The following is a 25,041-nucleotide window of genomic DNA, read 5'->3' on the forward strand; positions in this document are numbered from 1 at the left end:
TCGATGAATGCACAGACCCAGCGCCGGCAGATCGCCGGCCCGGCCGGCGAGATCGAATGCGCCGTCGACGAACCCGCGGTCGACGCCGGTCCGCTGCGCGGCGTGGTGGTGATCTGCCATCCCAATCCGACGCAGGGCGGCACGATGGACAACAAGGTGGTGCAGACGATCGCCCGCGCCTTCGTGCACCTGGGCTATCGCACCGTGCGCTTCAACTTCCGCGGCATCGGCAAGTCGCAGGGCGGCTGGGACGAGGGCCGGGGCGAGGTCGACGATGCGCTGGCCGTGATCGCCGCCTTCCGCGACGCGGCGCTGCCGCTGGCGCTGGCCGGTTTCTCGTTCGGCGGCTTCGTCGCGTCGCAGGCGGCGCTCCAGCTCGAGCAGCCGGCCGAGCGCCTGCTGCTGGTCGGTCCGGCCGCCAGCCGCTTCGGCGTCGCGACGGTGCCGGCCGATACCGTCGTGATCCACGGCGAACAGGACGATGTGGTGCCGCTGAGCGCGGTGCTGGACTGGGCGCGCCCGCAGGCGCTGCCGGTCATCGTGGTGCCCGGCGTCGGGCATTTCTTCCATGGGCAGTTGCCGCTGCTCAAGAACCTCGTGCTGCGCAGCTGGCATGCCGTCGGCGAAGCGCGCGCCTAAGGATTTCCCTCGAATGAAACGCTTCCTCGCTTCCCTTGCCCTCGGCGTGGGCCTGTCCAGCTTCCTGATGGTGACCGGCGCGTCCGCGCAGGCGCCGACGCCGCCCGAGATCGCGGCCCGCAACTTCGTCCTGCTGGACCTGACCACGAACCAGACGCTCGCCGAGCGCGACGCCGACACCCCGCAGGATCCCGCCTCGCTGACCAAGCTGATGACGGCCTACATCGTCTTCGACGCGCTCAAGGCCAAGCGCCTGACGCTGGAGCAGACGCTGACCGTCTCCAAACGCGCCTGGGACGAGCGCAAGGGCGATCCCTCGCTGATGTTCATCGACACCACGATGACGCCCAAGGTCGACGAGCTGATCCGCGGGATGATCATCCAGTCGGGCAACGACGCCTCGGTCGCGCTGGCCGAGGGCGTGGGCGGCACCGTCGAGCAGTTCGTCGCGATGATGAACAAGCAGGCGCAGGCCTGGGGCCTGAAGAACACCTCGTTCAAGAACGTCACCGGCATCACCGAGCCCGGCCACAAGACGAGCGCGCGCGACATCGCGGTCATCTTCTCGCACGTGATCCAGGACTTCCCGCAGTACTACGCCGAGTACTACTCCAAGCGCGAGTACACCTTCAACAAGATCAAGCAGTCCAACCGCAACATGCTGCTGGGCCGCGATCCGTCGGTGGACGGCGGCAAGACCGGCTACACCGATGCCGCCGGCTACTGCCTGGCGGCCAGCGCCCAGCGCGACGTGCCCAACGGCAAGCGTCGCCTGCTGAGCGTGGTGATGGGCACCGCCTCCAAGGAAGCCCGCGCGACCGAGAGCCAGAAGCTGCTGAACTGGGGCTACGCCGCGTTCGACGCGGTACGTTTGTTCGAGAAGAACCAGCCCATCACCACCGTGAAGGTGTGGAAGGGCGCGGTGCCGGAAGCCAAGCTCGGCGCGGCGGACGCCGTGTTCGTCGCGGTGCCGCGCGGCGAGGGCGGCAAGCTCAAGACCGACATCCAGCGCACCGATCCGCTGGTCGCGCCGCTGGGCCTGAACCAGCGCGTGGGCACGCTGAAGGTGACGACCTCGGGCGGCGCGCCGGTGGCCGAAGTGCCGCTGGTCGTGCAGCACGAGGTGCCGCTGGCCGGCATCTTCGGCCGCGCCTGGGACGCGATCCGTCTCTGGATCAAGTAAGCCGCGCCTGGTCCTGGCCGGCCAAGGCCCCTCGCTTGCCGGGGTTGGCGGGCCGGGCCGGCGGCGTACAGTCGACGGCTTGGGCCTGACCACTTGCGGGAGCCACCGATGACGATGCCCTGGGCCGACCTGCCCTGCTACCTCAACGGCCATCTCGGTCGGCTCGGCGATGCCCGGGTGCCGGTGATGGATCGCGGCTTTCTGTTCGGCGATGGCGTCTACGAGGCCATCCCGGTCTACGGCCGGCGCCTGTTCCGGGTCGACGACCACCTCGACCGCCTCGGACGCAGCCTGAAGGCGCTGCGGATCGAGGATCCGTATGAACGCGAGGCCTGGCTCGACCTGCTTCGTAGCCTGGTGGCGCACCTGCCGGAGGTCGAGGACCAGTCGATCTACCTGCAGGTCACGCGCGGCGTCGCGGCGCGCGGCCATGCGATGCCCAAGGACCTGGAGCCGACGGTGCTCGCGTACACGCAGCCGATGCATGCGCTGACGCCGGAGCAGCGTCACCAGGGATTGAGCTGCGTGACGGCGCGCGACTTCCGCTGGCAGCGCGGCGACATCAAGAGCATCTCGCTGCTGGGCAACGTGCTGGCGCGGCAGGTGGCGGCGGACCAGGGCGCCGACGAGACGCTGCTGATCCGCGACGGCTGCCTGACCGAAGGTTCCAGCAGCAACGTCTGGATCGTGCGCGACGGCGCGCTGCTGACGCCGCCGCCGGGCGAGGCCCTGCTGGAGGGCGTGCGCGTGCGGCTGCTGCAGGAGCTGTGCGAGGAACTCGGCATCGCCTGCAACCTGCGACCGATCGCGGAGACCGAGCTGCCCACCGCGGACGAGATCCTGCTGACCTCGGCCAGCAAGGAGGTGGCCCCGGTCACGCGGCTGGACCGCGAGCCGGTCGGCCACGGCGCGCTGCGCGGCAAGCCGGGGCCGGTCTACGCGAAGCTCTATGAGGCGTACCAGCGGGCCAAGCGCTTGCAAAGCCTCTGAGCATCCCCATTTGGATTCCCCATCATGACCTCGTTCACCAACGCCCCGATCCCGCCCGAGCAGTCGCTCATCGAATACCCGTCGCGCTTCCCCATCAAGGTGATGGGCGCGCACGTGGACGGATTCGTCGAGGCGATCGTGAGCGTCGCCCGGCAGTTCGACCCGGGCTTCGACGCGTCCACCGTCGAGCAGCGCCCGAGCAAGGGCGGCAACTACCTGGGCCTCACCATCACCGTCACCGCGACCAGCCGCGAACAGCTCGACGAGCTGTACCGCACGCTGACCACGCACCCGATGGTGAAGGTCGTCCTCTGACGCCCTGAGCCGCGATCAGACCGTGCCGGCGTCCGCGGCCAGCGCGTCGTCGACGGCCTTGAGCTTGTAGGGCGCGGCTTCGTCGCCGTTGCGGGCGGCGATGTCGTACCAGTAGCGCGCCAGGCGCAGGTCGCGCTCGACGCCCAGGCCCGATTCATACATCGACGCGATCAGGTACTGCGCGCCCACATCGCCGCCCTTGGCGGCCTCGCGATACCACTGCGCAGCCTGCGCGAAATTCTTCGCCGCGCCGCGGCCCAGGTAGAACGCCGTGGCCACCGCGACCTGCGCATCGACGCTGCCGTGTTCCGCCGCCTTCAGGTACCAGGACTGGGCCTGGACCAGATCGGGACGCCCATCCTCGCCCTGCTCGTGGAACTGGCCCAGCGCCAGCTCGGCGCGCTGCCGGAACTGGCGCTCGGCGGCGGGCAGGTCGCCGCGCTCGTAGGTGGCGAGCGCCTGTTCGAGCGTCACGCGCGCGGCCGGCGCGGGGGCCGCCACCGCGGGCAGCGCAAGTCCGAAGGCGATCGCCACGGCGGCGAAGCGCATGAGGTGGCGCGACATGGCGCACTCCTGAATGTCCCGATGCGGCCGATGCTAGGTCCATCGCGGCTAGCATGCCGGCATGCTGATCAAGACCCTGGGCCGCGTCGACTATGCGGCCACGCTGGATGCCATGCGCGCCTTCACCGACGCGCGCGGTCCAGAGACGCCGGACGAGCTCTGGCTCTGCGAATTCGATCCCGTCTACACCCAGGGCCTGGCCGGCCAGGCCGACCACGTGCTCGACGCCCAGGGCATTCCCGTCGTGCAGACCAATCGCGGCGGCCAAGTCACGTACCACGGCCCGGGACAGGTGGTCGCCTATCCGCTGGTCGACCTCAAGCGGCTGGGCATTTTCGTCAAGGAATACGTCTTCCGCCTCGAAACCGCCGTCATCCAGACGCTGGACGGCTTCGGCGTGACCGGCCACCGCGTGGCCGGCGCCCCCGGCATCTACGTGCGGCTGGAGGACCCCGGGGCGCATGCCGCGCTGACCGGACCGGCCGATCCGGCCGACCCGTTCCGGGGGCTGGGCAAGGTCGCGGCGCTGGGCATCAAGATCAGCCGGCACTGCACGTACCACGGCGTCGCGCTCAACGTGGCGATGGACCTGAAGCCCTTCCTGGGCATCAATCCGTGCGGGTACGCAGGGCTCCAGACGGTGGACCTCGGTACACTCGGGGTTTTCACGGACTGGGCCACGGTGGCCCAGCGGTTCGCTGAACGGCTCGCCGCGCAGCTGGAACCCTGAGGCTCGAACCCGGAACCGAAAGAGCGCCTGATGGCAACCGAGAACGTCACCCACGAAGCCAAGAGCGCGTCCGACTACGACGCGACCGCCAAGCAGAAGGCGCAAGCCAAGACGGCGCGGATCCCGATCAAGATCATTCCGGCCGAGCAGCTGAAGAAGCCGGACTGGATCCGGGTGAAGGCCGGCAGCCCGTCGACCCGCTTCTACGAGATCAAGCAGATCCTGCGCGAGCACAAGCTGCACACGGTCTGCGAGGAAGCCTCCTGCCCCAACATCGGCGAGTGCTTCGGCAAGGGCACGGCGACCTTCATGATCATGGGCGACAAGTGCACCCGGCGCTGCCCGTTCTGCGACGTCGGCCACGGCAGGCCGGATCCGCTGGACGTCGACGAGCCGCTGAACCTGGCCAAGACGATCGCGGCGCTGAAGCTGAATTACGTGGTGATCACCAGCGTGGACCGCGACGACCTGCGCGACGGCGGTGCCGGCCATTTCGCCGAATGCATCCGCAAGGTGCGCGAGCTCAGCCCCACGACGCAGATCGAGGTGCTGGTGCCCGACTTCCGCGGCCGCATGGACCGCGCGCTGGACATCCTGAAGGCGGCGCCGCCGGACGTGATGAACCACAACCTGGAAACCGCCCCGCGCCTGTACAAGGAAGCGCGTCCGGGCTCGGACTACCAGTTCAGCCTGAACCTGCTCAAGCGCTTCAAGGAAGCGGTGCCGGGCGTGCCGACCAAGAGCGGCATCATGGTCGGCCTGGGCGAGACCGACGAGGAGATCCTCCAGGTCATGCGCGACATGCGCGCCCACGAGATCGACATGATCACGATCGGCCAGTACCTGGCGCCGTCGGGCCACCACCTGCCGGTGCGCCGCTACGTGCATCCGGACACCTTCAAGATGTTCGAGGAAGAGGCCTACAAGATGGGCTTCACGCACGCCGCCGTCGGCGCGATGGTGCGCTCCAGCTACCACGCCGACCAGCAGGCCCACGCCGCGCTGGAGAAAGCCGAAGCGGAGAAGGCCTCGGCGGCTTGAGTCGCTGAGGCCGGGCGCGGCTGACGCGCTGAACGAAAGACGGCTCCTTCGGGAGCCGTCGTCCGTTGCGAGGTCGAATCGGGAATTCAGGTGGCGGGAATCTGCAGCCTTTCGAAGAAGGCGCGGTTGCGCTTCTTCGCATCGTTGAGCACCTTGTCGTAGGACACGATCTCGATGTAGCAGCCCTGGCTCTGGTGGTACTTGAAGTAGCCCTCGTTGTCAGGCGTCCGCACGAAGTCGTGGTCTTCCGCGATGGCGCGCATGCGGGGCGTGAGGCTGCACAGGATGTAGGCGTAGAAGGGGATCGCGCCGACGTTGATGGTTTTCAGGTCGCGGTCCTTGGCCTGGCCCTCCTTGATCTTGCGGACATAGCGCAGGACCTGTTCGACCGGGTTCTCCTCCCGGGCGGGGTACTCATTCCTTTCGGGGCGCTTGAACTCGACGATGACGACCGACTGGTACGGGCTCTTGGTATCGGCGAAGGCCCGCGGGGTGTTGAACACCACGAGATCCGGTTCATCGCGGTCCGCCACGGCGATGGGCGTCAGCCGGCTCATCGGCAGGTCCGACGCGAGGTGCGTGTGATACGCGAGCCGTTCATCGACGACCCACAGGTTTTGCCTCGTGAAGTCCACTTCATCCGACGTCGTCCGCATTGGAAAGATCAGGCCGTGGATGAGGTCCTCGCGCGCGTAAGCGCCGGAGTCCTGGATCTTCAACGCACCCTCGAGCATCTCCAGAATCGTGCGGCGGTGCACGACGTAGCGCGCCAGCGCCGCCTTCCCGAGCTCGTTCTCCTCGTCCAGGTATTGCCGGTAGAGCGCTGCGTACTCGCTCGACCCCGACGCGGAGTCCAAGGGCATCGACTGGATGCTGGCGGCTCGCTGGCGATGTTCCAGTTCAATGTCCTTCTGGATCTTGAACAGCTCGATGTCCAACTGCTCCTTGGCCAGGTCGGCGGGAATGGTGGACAGGCGCTCGCGGTACTGCGGGCGCAACTGGATCCGGTATTGCGGCGCGTGTTGGGTGATGTAGGTCTCGACGGCGTGATACCGCTCGAGATCCTCGGCCCTCGTCGGTGGGGGCAGGGCGCCGCGCACGGCCGCCCTCGCTGCGGGATCGATCTGCATGCCTGTTCCTTTCGCGGACGTCCGTCGCGGTCAGTCTCACGGGCGTCAAGGCGCCCAATGAGAGGCATGCTAGGAGCGCTCAATTCCGACTGAACTCAAGGGTCAGCACCCTTGTTGCGCAGCGAAGACAACCGGACCACTGGCCCACGGCAGGTCGCTGCGCGCAGCCTTATGTCGCCTCACGCCGCCTCAAGCCGGCGTCCACCGCCCCGCCACGTTCTTCAGCAGCAGGCTGATCGCCGCCAGTTGCCGGTTGCGCACCGACAGCAGCGAGGCCTCCGCATTGAACGCGCTGTTCTGCGCGGTCGTGACGTCCAGGAAGGACACCGTGCCCGCGCGGTACTGGTCCGTCACCAGTTCCAGGTTGCGCTGCGCTGATGCCAGCGCCTCCTGCTGCAGCCGCGCCTCTTCACGCAGGTGGTCGGCCAGGATCAGGTTGTCCTCGACCTCCTGCAGCGCCGTCAACACCGTCTGCCGGTAGGTCGAGGTCGCGACCTCCGCGCTGGTGCGGGCCTGCGCGCTCGCCAGCTTGCGCTGGCCGCCGTCGAAGATCGCCTGCGCCAGCGACGGGCCGAGCGACCAGAACAGGTTGGGCGCCGACAGCAGCTTGCTGAGCGTGCTGCTTCGGTAGCCGCCGCTGCCCGACAAGGTCAGCGACGGGAAGTAGGCCGCGTCCGCCACGCCGATCTGCGCATACGCCGAGGCCACACGCCGCTGCGCCGCGGCGATGTCGGGCCGGCGCTCGAGCAGCTGCGACGGCAGCATCATCGGGACCTCCGGCGGCGTGGGCAGCGCGGCATTCTTCGAGAGCTCCAGCGCCGACGGCGGCAGACCGAGCAGCACCGCGATCGCATGCGCCAGCTGGGCGCGCGTGGACCGCGTCTCCAGCAGTTGCGCCTGCGCCGAGCGCAGCTGCGTCTGCGCCTGCAGCACGTCGCTGCGCGCGGCCACGCCGCTCTGGTAACGCGCCTGCGTCAGGTCCAGGAAACGCTGGTAGGCCTGCACGCTGCGGTCGTACAGCGCTTCCTGCGCCTCCGCCGTGCGCAGCGAGAAGTAGGTCTGCGCCAGCGTCGCCTGCGCGCTCAGCCGCGCCGCCGCCAGGTCGTCCGCGGTGGCCTGCAGCGTCGCGCCCGCGCCCTCGCTGGCCAGCCGCAGCCGGCCCCACAGGTCCGGCTCCCAGCTCGCGTTGAGCGAGGCCTGCACGCTGTTGGTCGGGCCGCGGTTGATCGTCCCGTTGGTGACGTTGCCATCCGGGCTCGCGCTGCGCGTGCCCGACACGCCGACCGACAGCGTCGGCAGCAGCGCCGAACGGCTCGCCTCCAGCGCCGCGCGCGCGCCGGCCAGCTGCGCCACGGCGGCCTTCAGGTTCTCGTTGCCGATCACCAGGCGGCGCTGCAGGTCGTTCAGCACGGGGTCGTCGAACAGCGTCCACCACTGCTCCGGGACCGGCTCGGCGGTGGCGGGCCGGGCCTGCTTCCAGAGCCCGTCCTCCTTGTACTGCGCCGGCGCCGCGACCGGCGCGGGCGGATCGACGCGCGTCACCGCGCAGCCGCTCAGCAGTGCGACGAGCACCGCCGCCGCCACGGCCGGCAGCGAGGGACGAAGGAATGAAGTCGAGGTCGTCGAGGTCATCGGGATCGGCATGTCTCAGCCCTGCAGGGTCGGAGCCGCGGGCGGCTCGGGAGTCGTCGGGGGCGCCTCGTGCGGCGGACGCGCGGCGCCGGCGGCGCGTTTCGCCGCGCGGCGCCGCATCACGCGCTGGCGCAGCCTTTCCATCATCACGAACACGACCGGTGTCGTGTACAGCGTCAGCAGCTGGCTCAGGATCAGGCCGCCGACGATCGCGATGCCCAGCGGCTGGCGCAGCTCGGCGCCATCGCCGCTGCCGATGGCCAGCGGCACCGCGCCGAAGATCGCCGCGAAGGTCGTCATCAGGATGGGCCGCAGCCGCAGCTTGGCCGCGCGGAAGATCGCCGCGCCCGCCGTCAGGTGCGCGGTGGTGCGCTGCCGCGCGATGGCGAAGTCGATCATCATGATCGCGTTCTTCTTCACGATGCCGATCAGCAGGACCACGCCGATCAAGGCAATGATCGAGAACTCCGTGTGGAACATCATCAGCGCCAGCAGCGCGCCCACGCCCGCCGACGGCAGCGTCGACAGGATGGTCACCGGATGCACCAGGCTCTCGTAGAGCATGCCCAGCACCAGGTAGATCGCGATGATGGCCGCGCCGATCAGGATGGGCTGCGACTTCAGCGCATCCTGGAACGCGTTGGCCGTGCCCGCGAAGGTGCCCCGCACCGAGACCGGGATGCCCAGCTCCGCCATCGCGTTGTTGATCGCGTCGGTCGCCTGCGACAGCGACACGCCCTCGGGCAGGTTGAAGCTGATCGTCGAGGCCGGCGTGCCGCTCTGGTGGTTCACCGACAGCGGCGTGTTGGTGGTCTCGAAGCGGCTGAACGCCGACAGCGGCACCTGCGCGTCCGAGCTGCTGGTCACGTAGAGCTTGCGCAGCGTCTCCGGCCCCTGCAGGTACTCCGGCGCGAGCTCCATCACCACGCGGTACTGGTTCAGCGGGTTGTAGATCACGCCGACCTGGCGCTGGCCGAAGGCGTTGTTCAGCGTCGTGTCGATGGTGCTGACGCTGATGCCCAGCCGTGCCGCGGCATCGCGGTCGATCACCAGCGAGGTCTGCATGCCCTTGTCCTGCTGGTCGGTGTTGACGTCGGTCAGCTCGGGCAGGTTGGACAGGGCGTTGCGCACCCGCGGTTCCCATTCGCGCAGCACCGCCAGGTCGTCGGCCTGCAGCGTGTACTGGTACTGCGCGTTGGCCTGCCGGCCGCCGATGCGGATGTCCTGCACCGGCACCATGAAGAGGTTGGCGCCCGGCTCGTGCGCCATCTTGTCGCGCAGCCGGTTCACCACCTGGTCGGCCGAGACCTTGCGTTCCTTCAGCGGCTTGAGGGTGATGTAGAAGTTCGCCGAGTTGCGCTGCCCGCCGCCGGTGCTGCCGTTGACGTTCTGCACCGCCGGGTCGGACAGGATGATCTCCATGAAGCGGTCGACGCGCTTGCGCATCATCTCGAAGGAGCTGCCCTGGTCCGCCTGCACGCCGCCGATGAGCACGCCGGTGTCCTGCTGCGGGAAGAAGGTCTTGGGGATCACGCCGTACAGGTGCACGTTCAGGGCGATCACCGCCACCAGCGAGAGCAGCGCCACTGGCTGGTGGCGCAGCGTCCACATCAGCGAGCGCCGGTAGCCCCGCGCCAGCGCGCGGTTGAAGCGGCCGGCCGCGCGCGCGAGCCGGCCCTGGCGCCGCACCGCCGCGCCGTGCGCGGGTTCCGGGCGGGCCCGGAGCACCCGCGAGGCCATCATCGGCGTCGTCGTCAGCGACACCACCATCGACACCAGGATGGACGCCGACAGCACCACCGCGAACTCGCGGAACAGCCGCCCCACGACGCCGCCCATCAGCAGGATGGGGATGAAGACCGCCACCAGCGACAGGCTGATCGAGATCACCGTGAAGCCGATCTCGCGCGCGCCGCGCAGCGCGGCCTCGACCGGCGTCAGGCCCTGCTCGATGTAGCGGGTGATGTTCTCCAGCACCACGATCGCGTCGTCGACGACGAAGCCGGTGGCCACCGTCAGCGCCATCGCCGACAGGTTGTCCAGGCTGTAGCCGCACAGGTACATCACGCCGAAGGTGCCGGCCAGCGAGACCGGCACCGCCACCGCCGGCAGCAGCGTCGCGCGCCAGCTGCGCAGGAACAGCAGCACCACCAGGATCACCAGCCCGACGGCGATCGCCATCGCGCGCTGCACCTCGTCCAGCGAGGCCCGGATCGTCGGCGTGCGGTCGCTGATGACCTTGAGCTCGATGGCGGGCGGGATCGAGGCCTGCAGGCGCGGCAGCAGCTCGCGCACATGGGCGACGGTCTCGATGATGTTGGCGCCCGGCTCCTTCTGGATGAACAGCAGGATCGCCGGCTGGCCGTTGGACGCGCCGTAGTTGCGCACGTCCTGGACCGAGTCGCTGACCTCGGCCACGTCGCGCAGCCGCAGCGCCGCACCGTCGCGGTAGGACAGCACCACCGGCGCGTACTCCGCGGCGGTGCGGGCCTGGTCGTTGGCGCCGACCTGCCAGTAGCGGCCGCCTTGTTCGACCGCGCCCTTGGGCCGGTTCGCGTTGGTGTTGGTGATGGCCTGGCGCACCTGGTCCAGTGCGATGCCGTTGGCCGCCAGCTTGTCCGGGTTGAGCTCCACCCGCACCGCCGGCAGCGCGCCGCCGCCGACGTTGACCTGCCCGACGCCGTCCACCTGGGCCAGCCGCTGCGCAAGCACCGTCGAGGCGGTGTCGTACATCTGGCCGCGCGTCAGCGTCTTCGACGTCAGCGCCAGGATCATGATCGGCGCGTCGGCCGGGTTGACCTTGCGGTAGGTCGGATTGCTGGGCAGGCCCGAGGGCAGCAGCGTGCGCGCGGCGTTGATCGCCGCCTGCACGTCGCGCGCGGCGCCGTTGATGTCGCGGCTCAGGTCGAACTGCAGGGTCACGCTGCTCGAGCCCAGCGAGGAGCGCGAGGTGATCTCGGTCACGCCGGCGATGCTGCCCAGCGCGCGCTCCAGCGGCGTGGCCACCGTCGCGGCCATCGTGTCGGGGCTGGCACCTGGCAGCGAGGCGGACACCGAGATCGTCGGGAAGTCCACCTGCGGCAGCGGCGCGATCGGCAGGAAGTGGTAGCCCAGCATCCCCGCCAGCGCGATGCCGATCGTGATCAGCGTCGTCGCGACCGGACGCGCGATGAACGGCGCTGAAATATTCATCGCGGCGCTCCGCCGTCATCGCCCGGTTGCCGGAGCAGGCTCGGACCGGCGGGCGCGAGCGGCGCGGCCGGATCGGCGATCTCCGGCGCGTCGGGACCGCGGTGCTGCGCCGCGGCGCGCGTTTCGCGCTTCACGCCACGGCGTTCGCGCCAGCGCTGCGCCATGCGCGCGAAGCCGAGGTAGATCACCGGCGTCGTGAACAGCGTCAGCAGCTGGCTCACGATCAGGCCGCCGACCATGGTCACGCCCAGCGGATGCCGCAGTTCATGGCCGACGCCGGTGCCCAGCATCAGCGGCAGCGCGCCGAGCAGCGCGGCCATCGTCGTCATCAGGATCGGACGGAAGCGCAGCAGCGAGGCCTGGTGGATCGCGGCGCGTGGATCGAGGCCTTGCTCGCGCTCGGCCTCGAGCGCGAAGTCGATCATCATGATCGCGTTCTTCTTCACGATGCCGATCAGCAGCACGATGCCGATGATCGCGATGATCCCCAGGTCCAGCCCGCCGATCAGCAGCGCCAGCAGCGCGCCGACGCCGGCCGAGGGCAGCGTCGACAGGATGGTGACCGGATGGATGTAGCTCTCGTAGAGCACGCCCAGCACGATGTACATGGTGACCACCGCGGCCAGGATCAGGAACAGCGTGCTGGACAGCGAATTGCTGAAGGCCTCGGCCGCGCCCTGGAAGCTGGTCTCGACGCTGATGGGCAGGTCCAGCTTCGCCTGCTCGGCCTTGATCGCCTGCACCGCGTCGCCCAGCGCGACGCCGGGCGGCAGGTTGAAGGAGATCGTCGCGGCCGGGAACTGCGCCACATGGTTGATCGCCAGCGCCGCCGGCCGCTCGACGATCTGCGCCACCGAGCTCAGCGGCACCTGCACCGTCGTGGTGGCGGCCGTGCCGGTCGCACTGGTCGCACTGGTCGTCGTTGTGCTGCCCGGCACATACAGCCCTTCGAGCGCGCGCGGGCCGCTGCGGAATTCCGACGCCGCCTCCAGCACCACGCGGTACTGGCTGGCCTGCGTGTAGATCGTCGAGATCAGCCGCTGGCCGAAGGCGTTGTAGAGCGCGGTGTCGATCGATGCGACCGTGACGCCGAGCCGGCCGGCCGCCTCGCGGTCGATCTGCACCCAGGCCTGCAGGCCCTGGTTCTGCAGATCGCTGGCGACGTCGGCCAGCTGCGGCAGCTGCTTGAGCCGCTCCAGTAGCGCGTCGTTGGCCTTCTGCAGGTCGGTCGAGTCCGGCGAGCTCAGCAGGAACTGGTACTGCGTCTTGGAGACGCGATCCTCGATGGTCAGGTCCTGCACCGGCTGCATGTAGGCGGTGATGCCGGGCACCTGGCGGTTCAGGTCGCCCAGCCGCGCGATGACCTCGGTGGCCGACGCGTGGCGCTGCGCGAAGGGCTTGAGCGTGATCTGCATCCGGCCGGTGTTCAGCGACGCGTTCGCGCCGTCCACGCCGATGAAGGACGCGATGTGGTCGACGTCCGGATCCTTCAGGAAGACCTCGGCGAGCTGCTGCTGGCGCTCGCTCATCGCATCGAAGGAAGTGCTCTGCGTCGCTTCGGTGATCACCTGCACCAGGCCGGTGTCCTGCACCGGGAAGAAGCCCTTGGGCACGACCACGTACAGCAGCGCGGTCAGCGCCAGCGTGGCGGCGAAGCCCAGCAGCGTCAGCACCGGACGGTCCAGCACCCAGTCCAGCGCGCGGCCGTAGCCCTGGATCATGGCCTCGAACTTCTCGCCGAACCAGGTGCCCAGCCGCGAGTGCTTCTGCTCGGTCTCCGGCTTCAGCAGCCGCGCGCTCATCATCGGCGTCAGCGTCAGCGACACGAAGGCCGAGATCAGGATGGCCACCGCCAGCGTGATCGCGAATTCATGGAACAGCCGGCCCACCACGTCGCCCATGAACAGCAGCGGGATCAGCACCGCGATCAGCGAGACGGTCAGCGAGATGATGGTGAAGCCGATCTGCCTCGAGCCCTTGAAGGCGGCCTCCATCGGCGAGTCGCCTTCCTCGACGTAGCGGGCGATGTTCTCGATCATCACGATCGCGTCGTCGACGACGAAGCCCGTGGAGATCGTCAGCGCCATCAGCGTCAGGTTGTTGATCGAGAAGCCGGCCAGGTACATCACGCCGAAGGTGCCCACCAGCGACAGCGGCACCGCGACGCTGGGGATCAGCGTGGCGCTGCCGCTGCGCAGGAACAGGAAGATCACCGCCACCACCAGCGCGATGGCGAGCAGCAGCTCGATCTCGGTGTCGTCGACCGAGGCGCGGATCGTGGTGGTGCGGTCGGCCAGGATCTGCACGTCGACCGAGGCCGGCAGCGTGCCCTGCAGCTTGGGCAGCAGCGCCTTCACCCGGTCGACGGTCTGGATCACGTTGGCGCCGGGCTGGCGCTGCACGTTCAGGATCACGCCCGGCGTCGTGTCGGCCCAGGCCGCCAGGCGCAGGTTTTCGGCGTCGTCGACGATCTGGGCGACATCGCTGAGCCGCAGCGGGTTGCCGTTCTTCCAGGCAATGATCAGGTTCTGGTACTCGGCGGCGGAGCGCAGCTGGTCGTTGGCGTCGATGGTGGAGGCGCGCTGCGCGCCGTCGAAGCTGCCCTTGGCCTGGTTGACGTTGGCCGAGGCGATGGCGCTGCGCACGTCGTCCAGCGACAGGCCCAGCGCGGCCAGCGTGCTCGGGTTGGCCTGGATGCGCACGGCGGGCCGGCGGCCGCCGGCGATGCTCACCAGGCCCACGCCGTCGACCTGCGACAGCTTGGGCGCGAGGCGGTTCTCCACCAGGTCATGCACCTTGATGACCGGCAGCGAGGGCGAGGTCACCGCGATCGTCATCACCGGCGCGTCGGCCGGATTGACCTTGCTGTAGACCGGCGGCATCGGCAGGTCGGAGGGCAGCAGGTTCGATCCGGCATTGATCGCGGCCTGCACCTCCTGCTCGGCCACGTCCAGCGACAGGCCCAGCGAGAAGCGCAGCGTGATCACCGAGGCGCCGCCCGAGCTCGACGAGGTCATCTGCCCCAGCCCCGGCATCTGGCCGAACTGGCGCTCCAGCGGCGCGGTGACGGTGGTGGAGATGACGTCGGGGCTCGCGCCCGGATAGAGCGTCGTGACCTGGATGGTGGGGTAGTCGACCTCGGGCAGCGCCGACAGCGGCAGCAGCCGGTAGGCCAGCAGGCCCGCCAGCAGGATGGCCAGCATCAGCAGCGAGGTCGCGACCGGCCGCTCGATGAAGGGACGGGACGGGTTCATGGCCATGGCCTTGCCCTCGTCGCGGTCAGCGGGCGTTGCCGGAGGCGGCCTGGCGCTTGGCGCGTTCGGCGCGGCGCTCGGCGATCCAGGCCTCGCGCTCGGCGGGGCTCATCTTCATGACCTTGTCCTGCAGGTCCGGCGGCAGCCGATCCAGCCAGGCCGGGCGCTCGCCGCCGGACTGGGCCGCGTCGTTGCGCGCCTCGGCGGTGGGCGCGCGCAGCGCCGCGTCGGCCGGGTTGCCGTTGTCGCCGGGGGTCGCGGAAGTGGCGGGAGCGGAAGCGCCCGAGGCGTGACGGCTGCCGCCGCGCGCGCCGGAGGCCGCGCCGCCCGGTGCGCTCGCGCCGCGGCCGCGTCGCGGCGCCGCGTTGGCACCGGCGCGCTGCTTCGGGTCGTTGGCGATGACCTCGACCTTGGCGCCCTCGCGCAGGCGGTCGACGCCGTCCACGACGATGCGGTCACCGGCCTGCAGCGGGCCGTCCACCGCCATCCAGTCGCCGTCGACCGCGCCGGTCTGCACGACGCGCGTGCTCACGGTGTTGTCCGGGCCGACGACGTAGACGTAGAAGCCCTGCGCGCCGCGCAGCACCGCGGCGGCCGGCACGGCCAGGCGGTTGGCCTCGGTGGCGAGTTGCAGCTTCACGCTCACCGACTGGTTGGGGTAGAGCGCGTCGTCCTCGTTCGGGAACAGCGCCTTGAGCTTGATCGTGTCGGTGCTCAGGTCGATGGCGTTGTCGGCGGTCGCGAGCCGGCCGGTCGCCAGGCGCGTCTTGCCGTCGCGGCTCCAGGCTTCCACCGTCAGCGACGCCTTGTCCTTCAGGCCGGCGGTCACTTGGGGCAGCAGCGCCGACGGCACGGCGAAGGTCAGCGCGATGGGCCGCGTCTGCGTGATGCTGACCACGCCGTTGGCGTCGCTGGTCTGCACGACGTTGCCGATGTCGACCTGCTTCAGGCCGACGCGGCCCGAGATCGGCGCCAGCACCCGGGTGTAGGTGACCTGCAGCCGGGCGCTGTCCACGGCGGCCTGGTCGGCCTTCACCGTGCCATCGAGCTGGCGGACCGTCGCCTGCTGCGTGTCGACCTGCTGGCGGGCGATCGCGTCCTTGGCGAGCAGGTCCTGGTAGCGGGCCAGGTCGATGCGCGCGTTGTCCAGCGTGGCCTTGTCGCGGGCCAGCTGGCCCTCGGCCTGGCCGAGCGCGGCCTGGAAGGCGCGCGGGTCGATCTGCGCCAGCGGCTGTCCGGCCTTCACCTGCTGGCCCTCGGTGAAGTGCAGCTGCTGCAGCACGCCGCTGACCTGCGCGCGCACGACGGCGGTGTTGGAAGCGCTGATGGTGCCGATGGCGGAGGCGGTGTGACGGATGTCCTGCAGCCGCGCGGGCGTCACCGAGACCGGCTGCACCCGGTTGGCGGCAAAGCGGCCGCCCCGTCCGCCGGCGCCGGCCGGGCTGGCGCCGCCGGGACCGCTGGCGGCGCGCGCGGGTCCGCCGCCGGCCTCGCCGTCCGCGCCGCGGCCCTTCCACCACCACCAGCCGCCGGCGGCCGCGGCCAGCACGACGAGGGCGAGGATCCACGGCGTCGCGCGGCCTTGTTGTTGGCGGCGCCTCGGGACGCCAGGGATGCGGACGGGGCCGGGGACCGGCGGGCAGGGCAGCTTGTTGTTGGTGTTCATGCGGGTCGGTCGCTGGTGCGGAGGGCCTCTGGCGGGCCGGGAGCGGGACGCGGGCTGGCCGTCGCGGCGCCGTCAGGGCGCAGGGTCGGCGGGCATGTCGACACCCTAGTATCTGGCGACAGCAGCCTGGTGTCGCCGACGAAAAGAATCGCAAAGCGTCCGGCCCCGCCCGAGGAGCGGCCAAGAAAAATGCCGCTCGAGGAGCGGCATGCTTCGGGGCGGCGAGGGCGGATCAGCTCTCGGCGAGCAGCTTCTCGATCGTGCCGTGCAGCGCGGCGAAGTCGGGCTCGCCGACGAAGCGCTTGACGATCTCGCCCCGCTTGTTGATCAGGAAGGTGGTGGGCGTGAGTTGCACCTTGCCGAAGCGGCGCGCGATCTCGCCGGTGCTGTCCATCGCGACGCCGAAGGGCAGTTGGCGGGTCTCGGCATAGTTCGCGACATAGGCCGGCGGGTCATAGCTCATGGCCACCGCCAGCGTGTCGAAACCCTTGTCCTTGTACTTCTGATGCGTCGCGATGACGTTGGGCATTTCCTTGACGCAGGTGGTGCAGGACGTGGCCCAGAAGTTGACCAGCATCACCTTGCCGGACCAGGCCTGCGCGGACGCGTGCTTCGAACCGTCGAGCAGCACGTAATCCACCTGGGGGGCGGGTTCGGGCTTCAGGCCCTCGTAGGCGAGGCCGGCGCCGACACCGACGGCGGCAACCAACAACAGGAGTCCGGTCCAGCGAGGCAGCTTCATGGGGGGCGAGTGTATGCCGGTCGTCCGTGGCCCGTCACCGGGCAGGGGCTTGGGCGGGGGGGGGCCTCACAGCGCCTTGGACAGCTCGAAGAGCAGCACCGACGGCAGCGCGTCCTGCAGGTTCTGCCGCGAGATCCGCGCCATGTGGTCGGCCGTCGCGGTCGAGAGCTGCGTCTGCTGGTCGCCGTCCATCACCTCGACGAAGCTGAAGTTGGGCACCTCGCCGGTGATGTCGGCGCGCAGGCGATCGAAGTCCGCGTCGCGCAGCGACTGCTCGAAGGCGATGCCGTGCGGCAGGCCTTCCTCGCAGAACTGCAGGGCTTCGTCCATCGAGCCCACGGCGTCGATGATCAGGCCCATGTGGCGCACCGCGGCCTGGATCTCCTGCCGCAACTCGCGGCGCGGCGAGACGATCAGCAGGTGGCAGCCCGCCAGCGGCTTGGAGTTGTGCGACGGCGTCGGATCGTCGAGTTCGGGCCGGTCCGGCGGCGCGACCGGCGCGGGGCCGTGCTGCGCGCCGGGCTCGTCGCCGGCCAGGTGCGGGAACTCCAGCGTCAGCATCGTGATGCCGGCCTCGTCCTCGCGCAGCGGCAGCGCGCCGATCGTCAGCGCGGTCTGCTCGATCAGGCGCCAGGTCAGCGAGTTCAGCGATTCGGGCGGTTCGTTGATCGCCGACGAGGGCGCGCTGCCCAGGTCCAGCGAGCGGTGGGCGAAGCGGCACAGCAGCCGCGCCTTGGCGGGCCAGGGCGTCAGGTCCAGCCGCATCTCCAGCGAGGAATGCGTGTTCGTGAGCGCCCAGTCCATCACCGCGTTCAGCAGCGAGAACAGCAGCGACGCGTCGGTCATCACCTCGATCGGTTGCAGCAGCTGGCGGATCTGGATGCCGCGCGCCTGGGTCTCGCGGCTGCGCTGCGCCAGCACGCCGCGCAGCACCTGCGTCAGCGACACCTGCTCGCGCGACAGCCGCAGCCGGCCCGAGGCCAGCCGGGCCAGTTGCTGGCTGACCATCCCGGCCTCGCGGGCCTGCGCCACCGCGTCGCGCAGCGCCCGCAGGCCCTGGCGATCGATCTGGCCACTGCTGATCAAGGCGTGGATGCGCTCCAGGGCCCCGCTCAGCGGGCCGGCGATCTCGGCGCCGAGCTGCTGGACGATGTCGCCCCATTGGGAATCGCTGGGGCGCTGCACCATGTCATTGGCGGCCAGCGGCGCGGCCACGGTGGGGGGCGGGCGGGACATGCTCTCTCGTTCGGGTGGGCCGCCGGCGGCATGCCGGGGCGGGGAGGCGCCATGGTTCCGCGCGGTCCTGGGGGAGGCCATCCCGTGAGTCGGGGGCAACCGCCCCCCTGGGGGGATGCCGTGAAATGGCTCACGTTTCCCAGGGGGGCGGGGGCGGATGGCGGACGATCCGTCAGCCCTGGGCCTGGCGGTCGGCCAGCATGAGCAAGCGCTCGATGAGCGCCTCGGGCGCCGAGATCATCACCTGGTGGCCGGTCGGGATCTCGAAGCGTTCCCAGCCGGGCTGACTGCGGGCGCGCTCGCGTGCGGCCGCGATGGTGAGCAGGGCCGGCCGGTTGCAGTCGATGAAGGTGCGCGGCCGCGCCAGCCAGGCCTCCTTGTCGAAGTCCAGCGGGCTGTCGTAGACGCCGCCCGGCTGCGGGCGCTGGCAGCGCATCATCCAGTCGAAGTCCTCCGGCTTGAGCCCCATGCCGTGCGGCTCGGTCACCGGCAGGTGGCCGAATTTCGCGATCAGCTCGCGCCGCTGCGCCTGCGTCTCCGGCGTGTGGCGGCTGGACCAGGACTCGCCCGGTTCCGGCACCACCGCGTCCAGGTAGACCAGCCGCGCGATGCGGGTCGGCAACTGGTCGGCCACGCCGGTGATCACCATGCCGCTGTAGCTGTGGCCGACCAGCAGCACGTCGCTCAGTTCTTCGCACTCGATGACGGCCTTGACGTCGTCGATGTGGGTTTGCAGGCGGATGCCCTCGTGGGGCTGGTGCGCCCGCTCGCCGACGCCGCTCAGCGTCACCGGGAAGACACGATGGCCGGCCGCCCGCAGCGGCGCCAGCACCCGCTTCCACGCCCAGGCGCCCAGCCACGCGCCGTGCACCAGCACGATGTCCACGCCCCGCGGTCGATCCGCGCCGTCTCGATCGGTGCTGCTCATGCGATGACTCCTTCCTCGCGCCAGGCGGCGATGGCCTCGGGGCCGTGGCCGAGCTCGGCCAGGACCTCGTCGGTGTGTTGTCCCAGCAGCGGCGGGGGCAATCGGTAGGCCACCGGCGTGCCGGACAGCTTCATCGGGCTGGCGACGACGCGTAGCGCGTCGCTCAGCGGATGCGCCATCGGCACGACCATGCCGCGATGCCGCACCTGCGGATCCTCGAAGACCTCGGCCAGGTCGTTGATCGCGCCGCCCGGCACCTTGGCCGCTTCCATCGCGCCCAGCCAGTGCTGACGCGGGCGCGCGGCGATGCGCTCGGCCAGCAGCGGGACCAGCGCCTCGCGGTGCCGCACCCGCTGGGCGTTGGTCGCGTAGCGCGGGTCGCGGGCCAGCTCGGGCACGCCGAGCAGTTCGCAGAACTTGACGAACTGGCCGTCGTTGCCGACGGCGACGATCAGGTGGCCGTCGCTGGCCTGGAAGACCTGGTACGGCACGATGTTCTGGTGGGCATTGCCCATGCGGCGCGGCGCCTGGCCGGTGCTCAGGTAGTTCGCGCCCAGGTTGGCCAGCATCGCCACCTGCGTGTCCAGCAGCGCCATGTCGACGACCTGGCCCTCGCCGGTCGCGTCGCGGTGGCGCAGCGCGGCCAGGATCGCCACCGTCGCATACATGCCGGTGAACAGGTCGGCCACCGCCACGCCGACCTTCTGCGGTCCGCCGCCGGGCAGCGCGTCGGCCTCGCCGGTGACGCTCATCAGACCGCCCAGGCCCTGGACCGCGTAGTCGTAGCCGGCGCGGTCCCGGTAGGGGCCGGTCTGGCCGAAGCCGGTGACCGAGCAGAACACCAGCCGCGGATTGAGCGCGAGCAGCGCCGGCGCATCCAGGCCGTAGCGGGTCAGGTCGCCGACCTTGTAGTTCTCGACCACCACGTCCGCGCGCAGGGCCAGTTCGCGGATCAGCGCCTGGCCCTTGGGACTGGCGATGTCGACGCCGATCGAGCGCTTGTTGCGGTTCGCGCCCAGGTAGTACGCCGCCTCGGCGGTGTCCTGGCCGTCGCGGTCCTTCAGATAGGGGGGCCCCCATCCGCGGGTGTCGTCCCCGCCGGGATGGCCGCCTCTGGGGGGGCGTTCGACCTTGATGACGTCGGCGCCGAGGTCCGCCAGGGTCTGCGTGCACCAGGGTCCGGCCAGCACGCGGGAAAGATCCAGAACGCGCACGCCCTGCAGGGCCATGGCGGAGGGACGGGGGGAGTTCGCTTCGCTCATCGGGGCATTGTGGGGGATGCCGCCGGGGTCGCCCGCGAGGCAGGCGCCGGTCGCACGGCCGCCATAATCGCCCGATGCGACGACTGGCCCCGCTCGTTCCGATCCTGCCGCTGGTGCTGGCCGCCGGCTGCAGTCCCGCGTTGAACTGGCGCAAGGTCGATCCGGAAGGCGCGCAGGTCTCGCTGATGTTCCCCTGCAAGCCCGAACGCGAGGAACGCACCCAGCCCGGACCCGCCGGCCAGCCGGTCGTCGTGCGCTCCATGAGCTGCAAGGCCCGCGGCGGGCAGTTCTCCTTCACCTGGACCGACCTGGGCGACGCGCGCGCGACCTCCGCGGCGATGCGCCGCATGCACGACGGCATCGCCCGGCAGATGGCTCCCGGCGCCTCGGCGCCACTCGGCGTCCGCGGGATCGCCGTCGATCCCGAAGCGTTCCAGCAGGCCTTCGAGGCCCGGCCGGGCCGGCCGGCCCAGCAGGTGCGCCAGGCCGTGTTCTCCCGGGAGGGGCGCCTGTACCAGCTGCTGCTGCAGGGCGAGCGCCTGGACGCGGAAGCCTGGGACGTGTTCCTGGGGTCGGTGCAACTGCCCCTTTGAGGGGACCACCAAGGCGTCCTCCCCCGGATTGAGGATTTGTGCGGGCCCCGCCCGCGCCATGCTGCGCCGCACGATAATGCGCCCCATGTCCGGCCTGCTGCTGATCGCCCATGCTCCGCTGGCCACCGCGCTCAAGCAGGTGGCCGAGCACACGTTCCCGCACTGCGCGCTGCAGCTCAGCGTGCTGGACGTGACGCCGGAGATGAGCGCCGACGATGTCGAGTCGCTGGCGCGGGCGCTGATCAGCGCCTCCGGACATCTGCAGACCCTGGTGCTGACCGACGTCTATGGCGCCACACCGACGAATGCCGCGCTGCGCCTGCAAGGCGAGCAGGTCAAGGTGCTGACCGGCGTCAACGTGCCGATGTTGTGGCGCTCGCTGTGCTACGCCGGCGAAGGACTGGATGCGCTGCTGCAGCGCGCCAGCCAGGGCGGTACCCAGGGGATCCTGTGCGACGCGACGGCGCCGTGCTCCACCCACTCCTCGTCCCAACCTTCCTGCTCATGATCAAGTCGACCCTCACCATCAGCAACAAGCTGGGCCTGCATGCCCGTGCCTCGGCGAAGCTGACCAAACTGGCGGGGGGATTCAAGGCGGAGGTGTTCATGACCCGCAACGGCCGGCGCGTGAACGCCAAGAGCATCATGGGCGTGATGATGCTGGCCGCCGGGATCGGCGCCGAAGTGGAACTCGAGACCACGGGCGAGGACGAGCAGGCCGCGCACGAGGCGATCACCGCGCTGGTCAACGACAAGTTCGGCGAAGGCCAGTAAGGCGGCCACGTCACGAGAAAGGGCTGCCGAGGCAGCCCTTTTCATTTCTGCATGGACGGGCGTCCTCAAAGACCGCCGAGGAAGTGCTTGCGGTAGCGCGCCGGCAGGTCCGCGATGCGCATGATCATCGGCAGGTCGGCGGTGTTGAAGTCCGGATCCCAGGCGGGACGGCCCAGGATGCGCGCACCAACGCGCAGGTAACCCTTGATCAGCGGCGGCGGCTCGACGACCAGGTCCTGGCGCAGGTCGTCGACCGGCAGCGGCAGGCGGGGGCGCACCTGCCACGCGATGTCGGCCAGATGGCTGCCTTCGAGCTGGCGCCACAGGCTGGCCGCGTAGTGGCCGCCGTCGCGCATGCTGATGGAGGCGCAGCCGATCATCGTGTCCAGGTTGTTGCGGACCATGAATTCGGCCAGCGCGCCCCACAGCGCCATGATGGCGCCGCCATGGCGGTGGTCCGGATGCACGCAGGAGCGGCCCAGCTCGACCATGCGGGGGCGCAGCGAGCGCAGTCGGGTCAGGTCGAACTCCGTCTCGCTGTACAGGCCGCCGGCGCGGCGGGCCGCCTCCGGCGTCAGCACCCGGTAAGTGCCGATCACCTCGGCCGGTTGGCCGTGCTCGTCGAGCGTGCGCACGAGCAGGTGCTCGCAGAAGGGATCGAAGAGGTCGATGTCATGACCGGCGGGCGCACCGGCGGGCACGCTCAGCCGCGCGCCCATTTCGTCGACGAAGACCTGGTACCTCAGGCGCTGGGCCTGCCGGACCTCGTCCTCCGTGCGCGCCCAACCCACATGGAAGCGAGCGCGCGCAGCGTCGACAACGACGTCTTGGGAGCTGGCTGGAAGTGACCTCCGGGGCGCCTCGGCGGGGCGCAGATCGGAGAAGGGCAGGGTGGGCAGCGGCAGATCCCTCATGGCAAAGCCTCGCTGAAGTGATGCCGGGATGCTGAGCGGCGGCGGTGACGCGTCGGTGACCCTCAAGTGAACGAACCATGACAGTCGTGCCGTCGTCACGCTCGCCCGCACGGACGATTGACGCCGGGCTCACAGGGGTTTTCGCAAGTTCACCTGCGGCTCAAGAGGGCTTCGACACCCGCTGCTAAAGTCGGCGCATGAGTTTCCAGGTCTTCGGCATTCCCGTTTCCCGCGGCGTGGCGATCGGCCGAGCCGTGCTGGTCGCGTCCAGCCGCGTCGACGTCGCCCACTACTTCATTGGCGCCGCCGACGCGGAGCAGGAATATGCGCGGCTGGTCCGCGGTCGCGACGCGGTGACGCGCGAGCTGCAGGCCCTCAAGGCCGAGCTGCCGGAGGACGCGCCGCATGAGCTCGACGCGCTGCTGGATGTCCACCTGCTGCTGCTGAACGACGAGGCGCTCGTCGATGCCGCCCGCGACTGGATCGTCGACCGCCACTACAACGCCGAGTGGGCGCTGTCGGCGCAACTCGAGGTGCTGGCGCGCCAGTTCGACGAAATGGAGGACGACTACCTGCGCGAGCGCAAGGCCGACCTGGAGCAGGTGGTCGAGCGCGTGCTGGCTGCGCTCGCCACCGAGCAGGACGAGTCGCCCAGTGGCGCCTCGGCCGTGGTCGCGCGCGACTTCGCCGGCGAGGATCCCTTGCTGCTGGTAGCCGCCGACATCGCGCCGGCGGACATGATCCAGTTCAAGCGCAGCGTCTTCCAGGGCTTCATCACCGACATCGGGGGGAAGACCTCTCACACCGCCATCGTGGCTCGCAGCATGGCCATTCCCGCCGTGGTGGGAACGCGCGAGGCCTCGCGGCTGATCCGCCAGGACGATTGGGTGATCATCGACGGCGATGCCGGGACGGTCATCGTCAATCCTTCCCCCATCGTGCTGGAGGAGTACCGGTTCAGGCAGCGCCAGGCGGAGCTCGAGAACGCGCGGCTGGCCCGATTGCGCCACACGCCGGCGATCACGATGGACGGGCAGCGCATCGAGCTTCACGCCAACATCGAACTGCCGGGCGACACCGTGGCGGCGCTGGCCTCGGGCGCGACCGGCGTCGGCCTGTTCCGCAGCGAGTTCCTGTTCATGAACCGCGAGGGCGACCTGCCCAGCGAGGAAGAGCAGTTCGCTGCCTACAAGAGTGCCGTCGAGGCGATGGCCGGCCTGCCGGTGACGATCCGCACGGTGGACATCGGCGCGGACAAGCCCCTGGATCGGATGTCGGTCAATGAACTCCGCCACGAGCATGTGCTCAATCCGGCGATGGGCCTGCGAGCGATCCGCTGGAGCCTGGCGGAGCCGAGCATGTTCCGTCAGCAATTGCGGGCCATCTATCGGGCAAGCGCCTTTGGCAAGGTGAAGCTGCTGGTGCCGATGGTGGCCCACCTGGGGGAGATCCGTCAGATCCAGGAAACCATCAAGCGGGTCAAGGGCCAACTGGACGAGACCGGCCAGGCGTACGGCGAGGTGCAACTTGGCGTCATGGTGGAGGTGCCGGCGGCGGCCATCATGCTGCCGCAGTTGCTCAGGCACGTGGACTTCGTGTCCATCGGGACCAACGACCTGATCCAGTACACGCTGGCCATCGATCGCGCCGACGAGGCGGTCGCGCATCTGTATGACCCCTGGCATCCCGCGGTCCTTCACCTACTGGCCAATGCCATCGCCCAGGCTCGGGCGGCCGGCAAGGAAGTCAGCGTATGCGGCGAGATGGCGGGGGATTCGGCCTTCACCGACCTGCTGTTGGCCATGGGGCTGACTTGCTTCTCGATGCACCCTTCCCAGATCCCGTCGGTCAAACAGCGGATCCTTCGGGCGGACGTGCCGCGACTGTCGGCAGCGCTGCCGCGGATCCTGGAAAGCGATGAGCCCGCGAAAGCGGCGCTGGAGGCGCTGGCGCCGCAGTCACGGCTGCATTGACGCAGGACGGCCGGCGCTCCCTATATAGGGGTGGGGCTCGCCAAACGCGCGTCATGACGATCAGATGACGAGGGAGTTGCGCGACCGAAAAAACTCGTGCTAGACTCTCGGTCTTCGCTGCTCACGACAACGTTTTGAGCGGCGGCCTCGGAGGATATGCCGAGGTAGTCAAATGATTTGACTGGGTTTCCCGGTTTTCATTTGGCGGCGAGATTCTCGCAGTCGACGCTGAAAATAATTTCGCAGACTGCTTGACGGATTCAAAAAGAATCGTTCATAATCT

The 25,041-nt window shown here is 69.7% G+C and carries 21 protein-coding genes; 10 read left to right on the top strand and 11 right to left on the bottom strand.

Annotated features, from left to right (window positions below):
- The first annotated feature begins 3 nt into the window (after positions 1-3).
- The 4 genes from FHT38_RS24885 (at position 4) to FHT38_RS24900 (ending at position 3,127) form a co-directional block, all read left to right on the top strand.
- A complete protein-coding gene (locus FHT38_RS24885; RefSeq protein ID WP_183485826.1) occupies positions 4-639 on the top strand; it encodes an alpha/beta hydrolase in 636 nt (211 codons plus the stop codon).
- Positions 640-652: 13 nt separating this feature from the next.
- Positions 653-1,822, top strand: coding sequence for a D-alanyl-D-alanine carboxypeptidase family protein (locus FHT38_RS24890; RefSeq protein WP_091731251.1), 1,170 nt, complete (start codon positions 653-655; stop codon positions 1,820-1,822).
- A 108-nt stretch (positions 1,823-1,930) separates the two neighbouring features.
- Complete coding sequence (locus FHT38_RS24895; RefSeq protein ID WP_091731254.1) at positions 1,931-2,812, top strand: D-amino acid aminotransferase; 882 nt, start codon at positions 1,931-1,933, stop codon at positions 2,810-2,812.
- A gap of 24 nt (positions 2,813-2,836) precedes the next feature.
- Complete coding sequence (locus FHT38_RS24900; protein WP_091731258.1) at positions 2,837-3,127, top strand: DUF493 family protein; 291 nt, start codon at positions 2,837-2,839, stop codon at positions 3,125-3,127.
- Between the two features lie 15 nt (positions 3,128-3,142).
- Here FHT38_RS24900 and FHT38_RS24905 read toward each other — a convergent pair whose 3' ends face one another.
- Complete coding sequence (locus tag FHT38_RS24905; RefSeq protein ID WP_183493552.1) at positions 3,143-3,691, bottom strand: tetratricopeptide repeat protein; 549 nt, start codon at positions 3,689-3,691, stop codon at positions 3,143-3,145.
- 61 nt (positions 3,692-3,752) lie between these two features.
- Between FHT38_RS24905 and lipB the strand changes: the two genes are divergently transcribed.
- Both lipB and lipA read left to right on the top strand, forming a co-directional pair.
- Positions 3,753-4,421 carry a lipoyl(octanoyl) transferase LipB gene (gene lipB, locus FHT38_RS24910; protein ID WP_183493553.1) on the top strand — a complete coding sequence of 223 codons (669 nt, stop codon included), beginning with the start codon at positions 3,753-3,755 and terminating at the stop codon, positions 4,419-4,421.
- Positions 4,422-4,451: 30 nt separating this feature from the next.
- Positions 4,452-5,462 carry a lipoyl synthase gene (lipA, locus tag FHT38_RS24915; protein ID WP_183493554.1) on the top strand — a complete coding sequence of 337 codons (1,011 nt, stop codon included), beginning with the start codon at positions 4,452-4,454 and terminating at the stop codon, positions 5,460-5,462.
- An 86-nt stretch (positions 5,463-5,548) separates the two neighbouring features.
- Here the strand turns inward: lipA and FHT38_RS24920 are convergent, their stop codons facing one another.
- The 9 genes from FHT38_RS24920 to FHT38_RS24960 form a co-directional block, all read right to left on the bottom strand.
- Positions 5,549-6,592, bottom strand: coding sequence for a hypothetical protein (locus FHT38_RS24920; protein ID WP_183493555.1), 1,044 nt, complete (start codon positions 6,590-6,592; stop codon positions 5,549-5,551).
- Between the two features lie 189 nt (positions 6,593-6,781).
- Positions 6,782-8,236: an efflux transporter outer membrane subunit gene (locus tag FHT38_RS24925; RefSeq protein ID WP_255488917.1), complete on the bottom strand. Its 1,455-nt coding sequence runs from the start codon at positions 8,234-8,236 to the stop codon at positions 6,782-6,784.
- A 3-nt stretch (positions 8,237-8,239) separates the two neighbouring features.
- Positions 8,240-11,416: a multidrug efflux RND transporter permease subunit gene (locus FHT38_RS24930; protein ID WP_183493556.1), complete on the bottom strand. Its 3,177-nt coding sequence runs from the start codon at positions 11,414-11,416 to the stop codon at positions 8,240-8,242.
- Positions 11,413-14,670, bottom strand: a complete 3,258-nt coding sequence (locus tag FHT38_RS24935; protein ID WP_183493557.1) for an MdtB/MuxB family multidrug efflux RND transporter permease subunit — start codon at positions 14,668-14,670, stop codon at positions 11,413-11,415. Before FHT38_RS24935 ends, FHT38_RS24930 begins: the two co-directional genes overlap by 4 nt.
- Before the next feature lie 25 nt (positions 14,671-14,695).
- On the bottom strand, positions 14,696-16,336 hold the full coding sequence (locus FHT38_RS24940) for an MdtA/MuxA family multidrug efflux RND transporter periplasmic adaptor subunit (RefSeq protein WP_183493558.1): 1,641 nt from the start codon (positions 16,334-16,336) through the stop codon (positions 14,696-14,698).
- 232 nt (positions 16,337-16,568) lie between these two features.
- Positions 16,569-17,078 carry a TlpA disulfide reductase family protein gene (locus tag FHT38_RS24945; protein WP_091731282.1) on the bottom strand — a complete coding sequence of 170 codons (510 nt, stop codon included), beginning with the start codon at positions 17,076-17,078 and terminating at the stop codon, positions 16,569-16,571.
- 66 nt (positions 17,079-17,144) lie between these two features.
- Complete coding sequence (locus FHT38_RS24950; protein WP_183493559.1) at positions 17,145-18,314, bottom strand: hypothetical protein; 1,170 nt, start codon at positions 18,312-18,314, stop codon at positions 17,145-17,147.
- Positions 18,315-18,486: 172 nt separating this feature from the next.
- Positions 18,487-19,242 (bottom strand): alpha/beta fold hydrolase, encoded by a 756-nt coding sequence (locus FHT38_RS24955; RefSeq protein ID WP_183493560.1) that lies wholly within the window; start codon positions 19,240-19,242, stop codon positions 18,487-18,489.
- Positions 19,239-20,504, bottom strand: a complete 1,266-nt coding sequence (locus FHT38_RS24960) for a CaiB/BaiF CoA-transferase family protein (protein WP_183493561.1) — start codon at positions 20,502-20,504, stop codon at positions 19,239-19,241. Before FHT38_RS24960 ends, FHT38_RS24955 begins: the two co-directional genes overlap by 4 nt.
- Before the next feature lie 74 nt (positions 20,505-20,578).
- Between FHT38_RS24960 and FHT38_RS24965 the strand changes: the two genes are divergently transcribed.
- From FHT38_RS24965 to FHT38_RS24975, 3 genes are all read left to right on the top strand, one after another.
- Entirely contained in the window at positions 20,579-21,097 is a 519-nt protein-coding gene (locus tag FHT38_RS24965; RefSeq protein ID WP_183493562.1) for a hypothetical protein, read from the top strand.
- 85 nt (positions 21,098-21,182) lie between these two features.
- Positions 21,183-21,605, top strand: a complete 423-nt coding sequence (locus FHT38_RS24970; RefSeq protein ID WP_254783511.1) for a PTS sugar transporter subunit IIA — start codon at positions 21,183-21,185, stop codon at positions 21,603-21,605.
- Entirely contained in the window at positions 21,602-21,871 is a 270-nt protein-coding gene (locus tag FHT38_RS24975; RefSeq protein WP_091731299.1) for an HPr family phosphocarrier protein, read from the top strand. The genes FHT38_RS24970 and FHT38_RS24975 overlap by 4 nt, the downstream gene beginning before the upstream one ends.
- Positions 21,872-21,936: 65 nt before the next feature.
- On the opposite strand, the gene FHT38_RS24980 is transcribed toward FHT38_RS24975, so the two are convergent.
- Complete coding sequence (locus FHT38_RS24980; protein ID WP_183493563.1) at positions 21,937-22,785, bottom strand: GNAT family N-acetyltransferase; 849 nt, start codon at positions 22,783-22,785, stop codon at positions 21,937-21,939.
- Positions 22,786-22,982: 197 nt separating this feature from the next.
- On the opposite strand from FHT38_RS24980, the gene ptsP reads away from it, so the two are divergent.
- Entirely contained in the window at positions 22,983-24,758 is a 1,776-nt protein-coding gene (ptsP, locus tag FHT38_RS24985) for a phosphoenolpyruvate--protein phosphotransferase (RefSeq protein ID WP_091731309.1), read from the top strand.
- The last annotated feature ends 283 nt before the right edge of the window (positions 24,759-25,041 follow it).

This window comes from Mitsuaria sp. BK041, assembly GCF_014193085.1.
Classification (GTDB): domain Bacteria; phylum Pseudomonadota; class Gammaproteobacteria; order Burkholderiales; family Burkholderiaceae_C; genus Roseateles.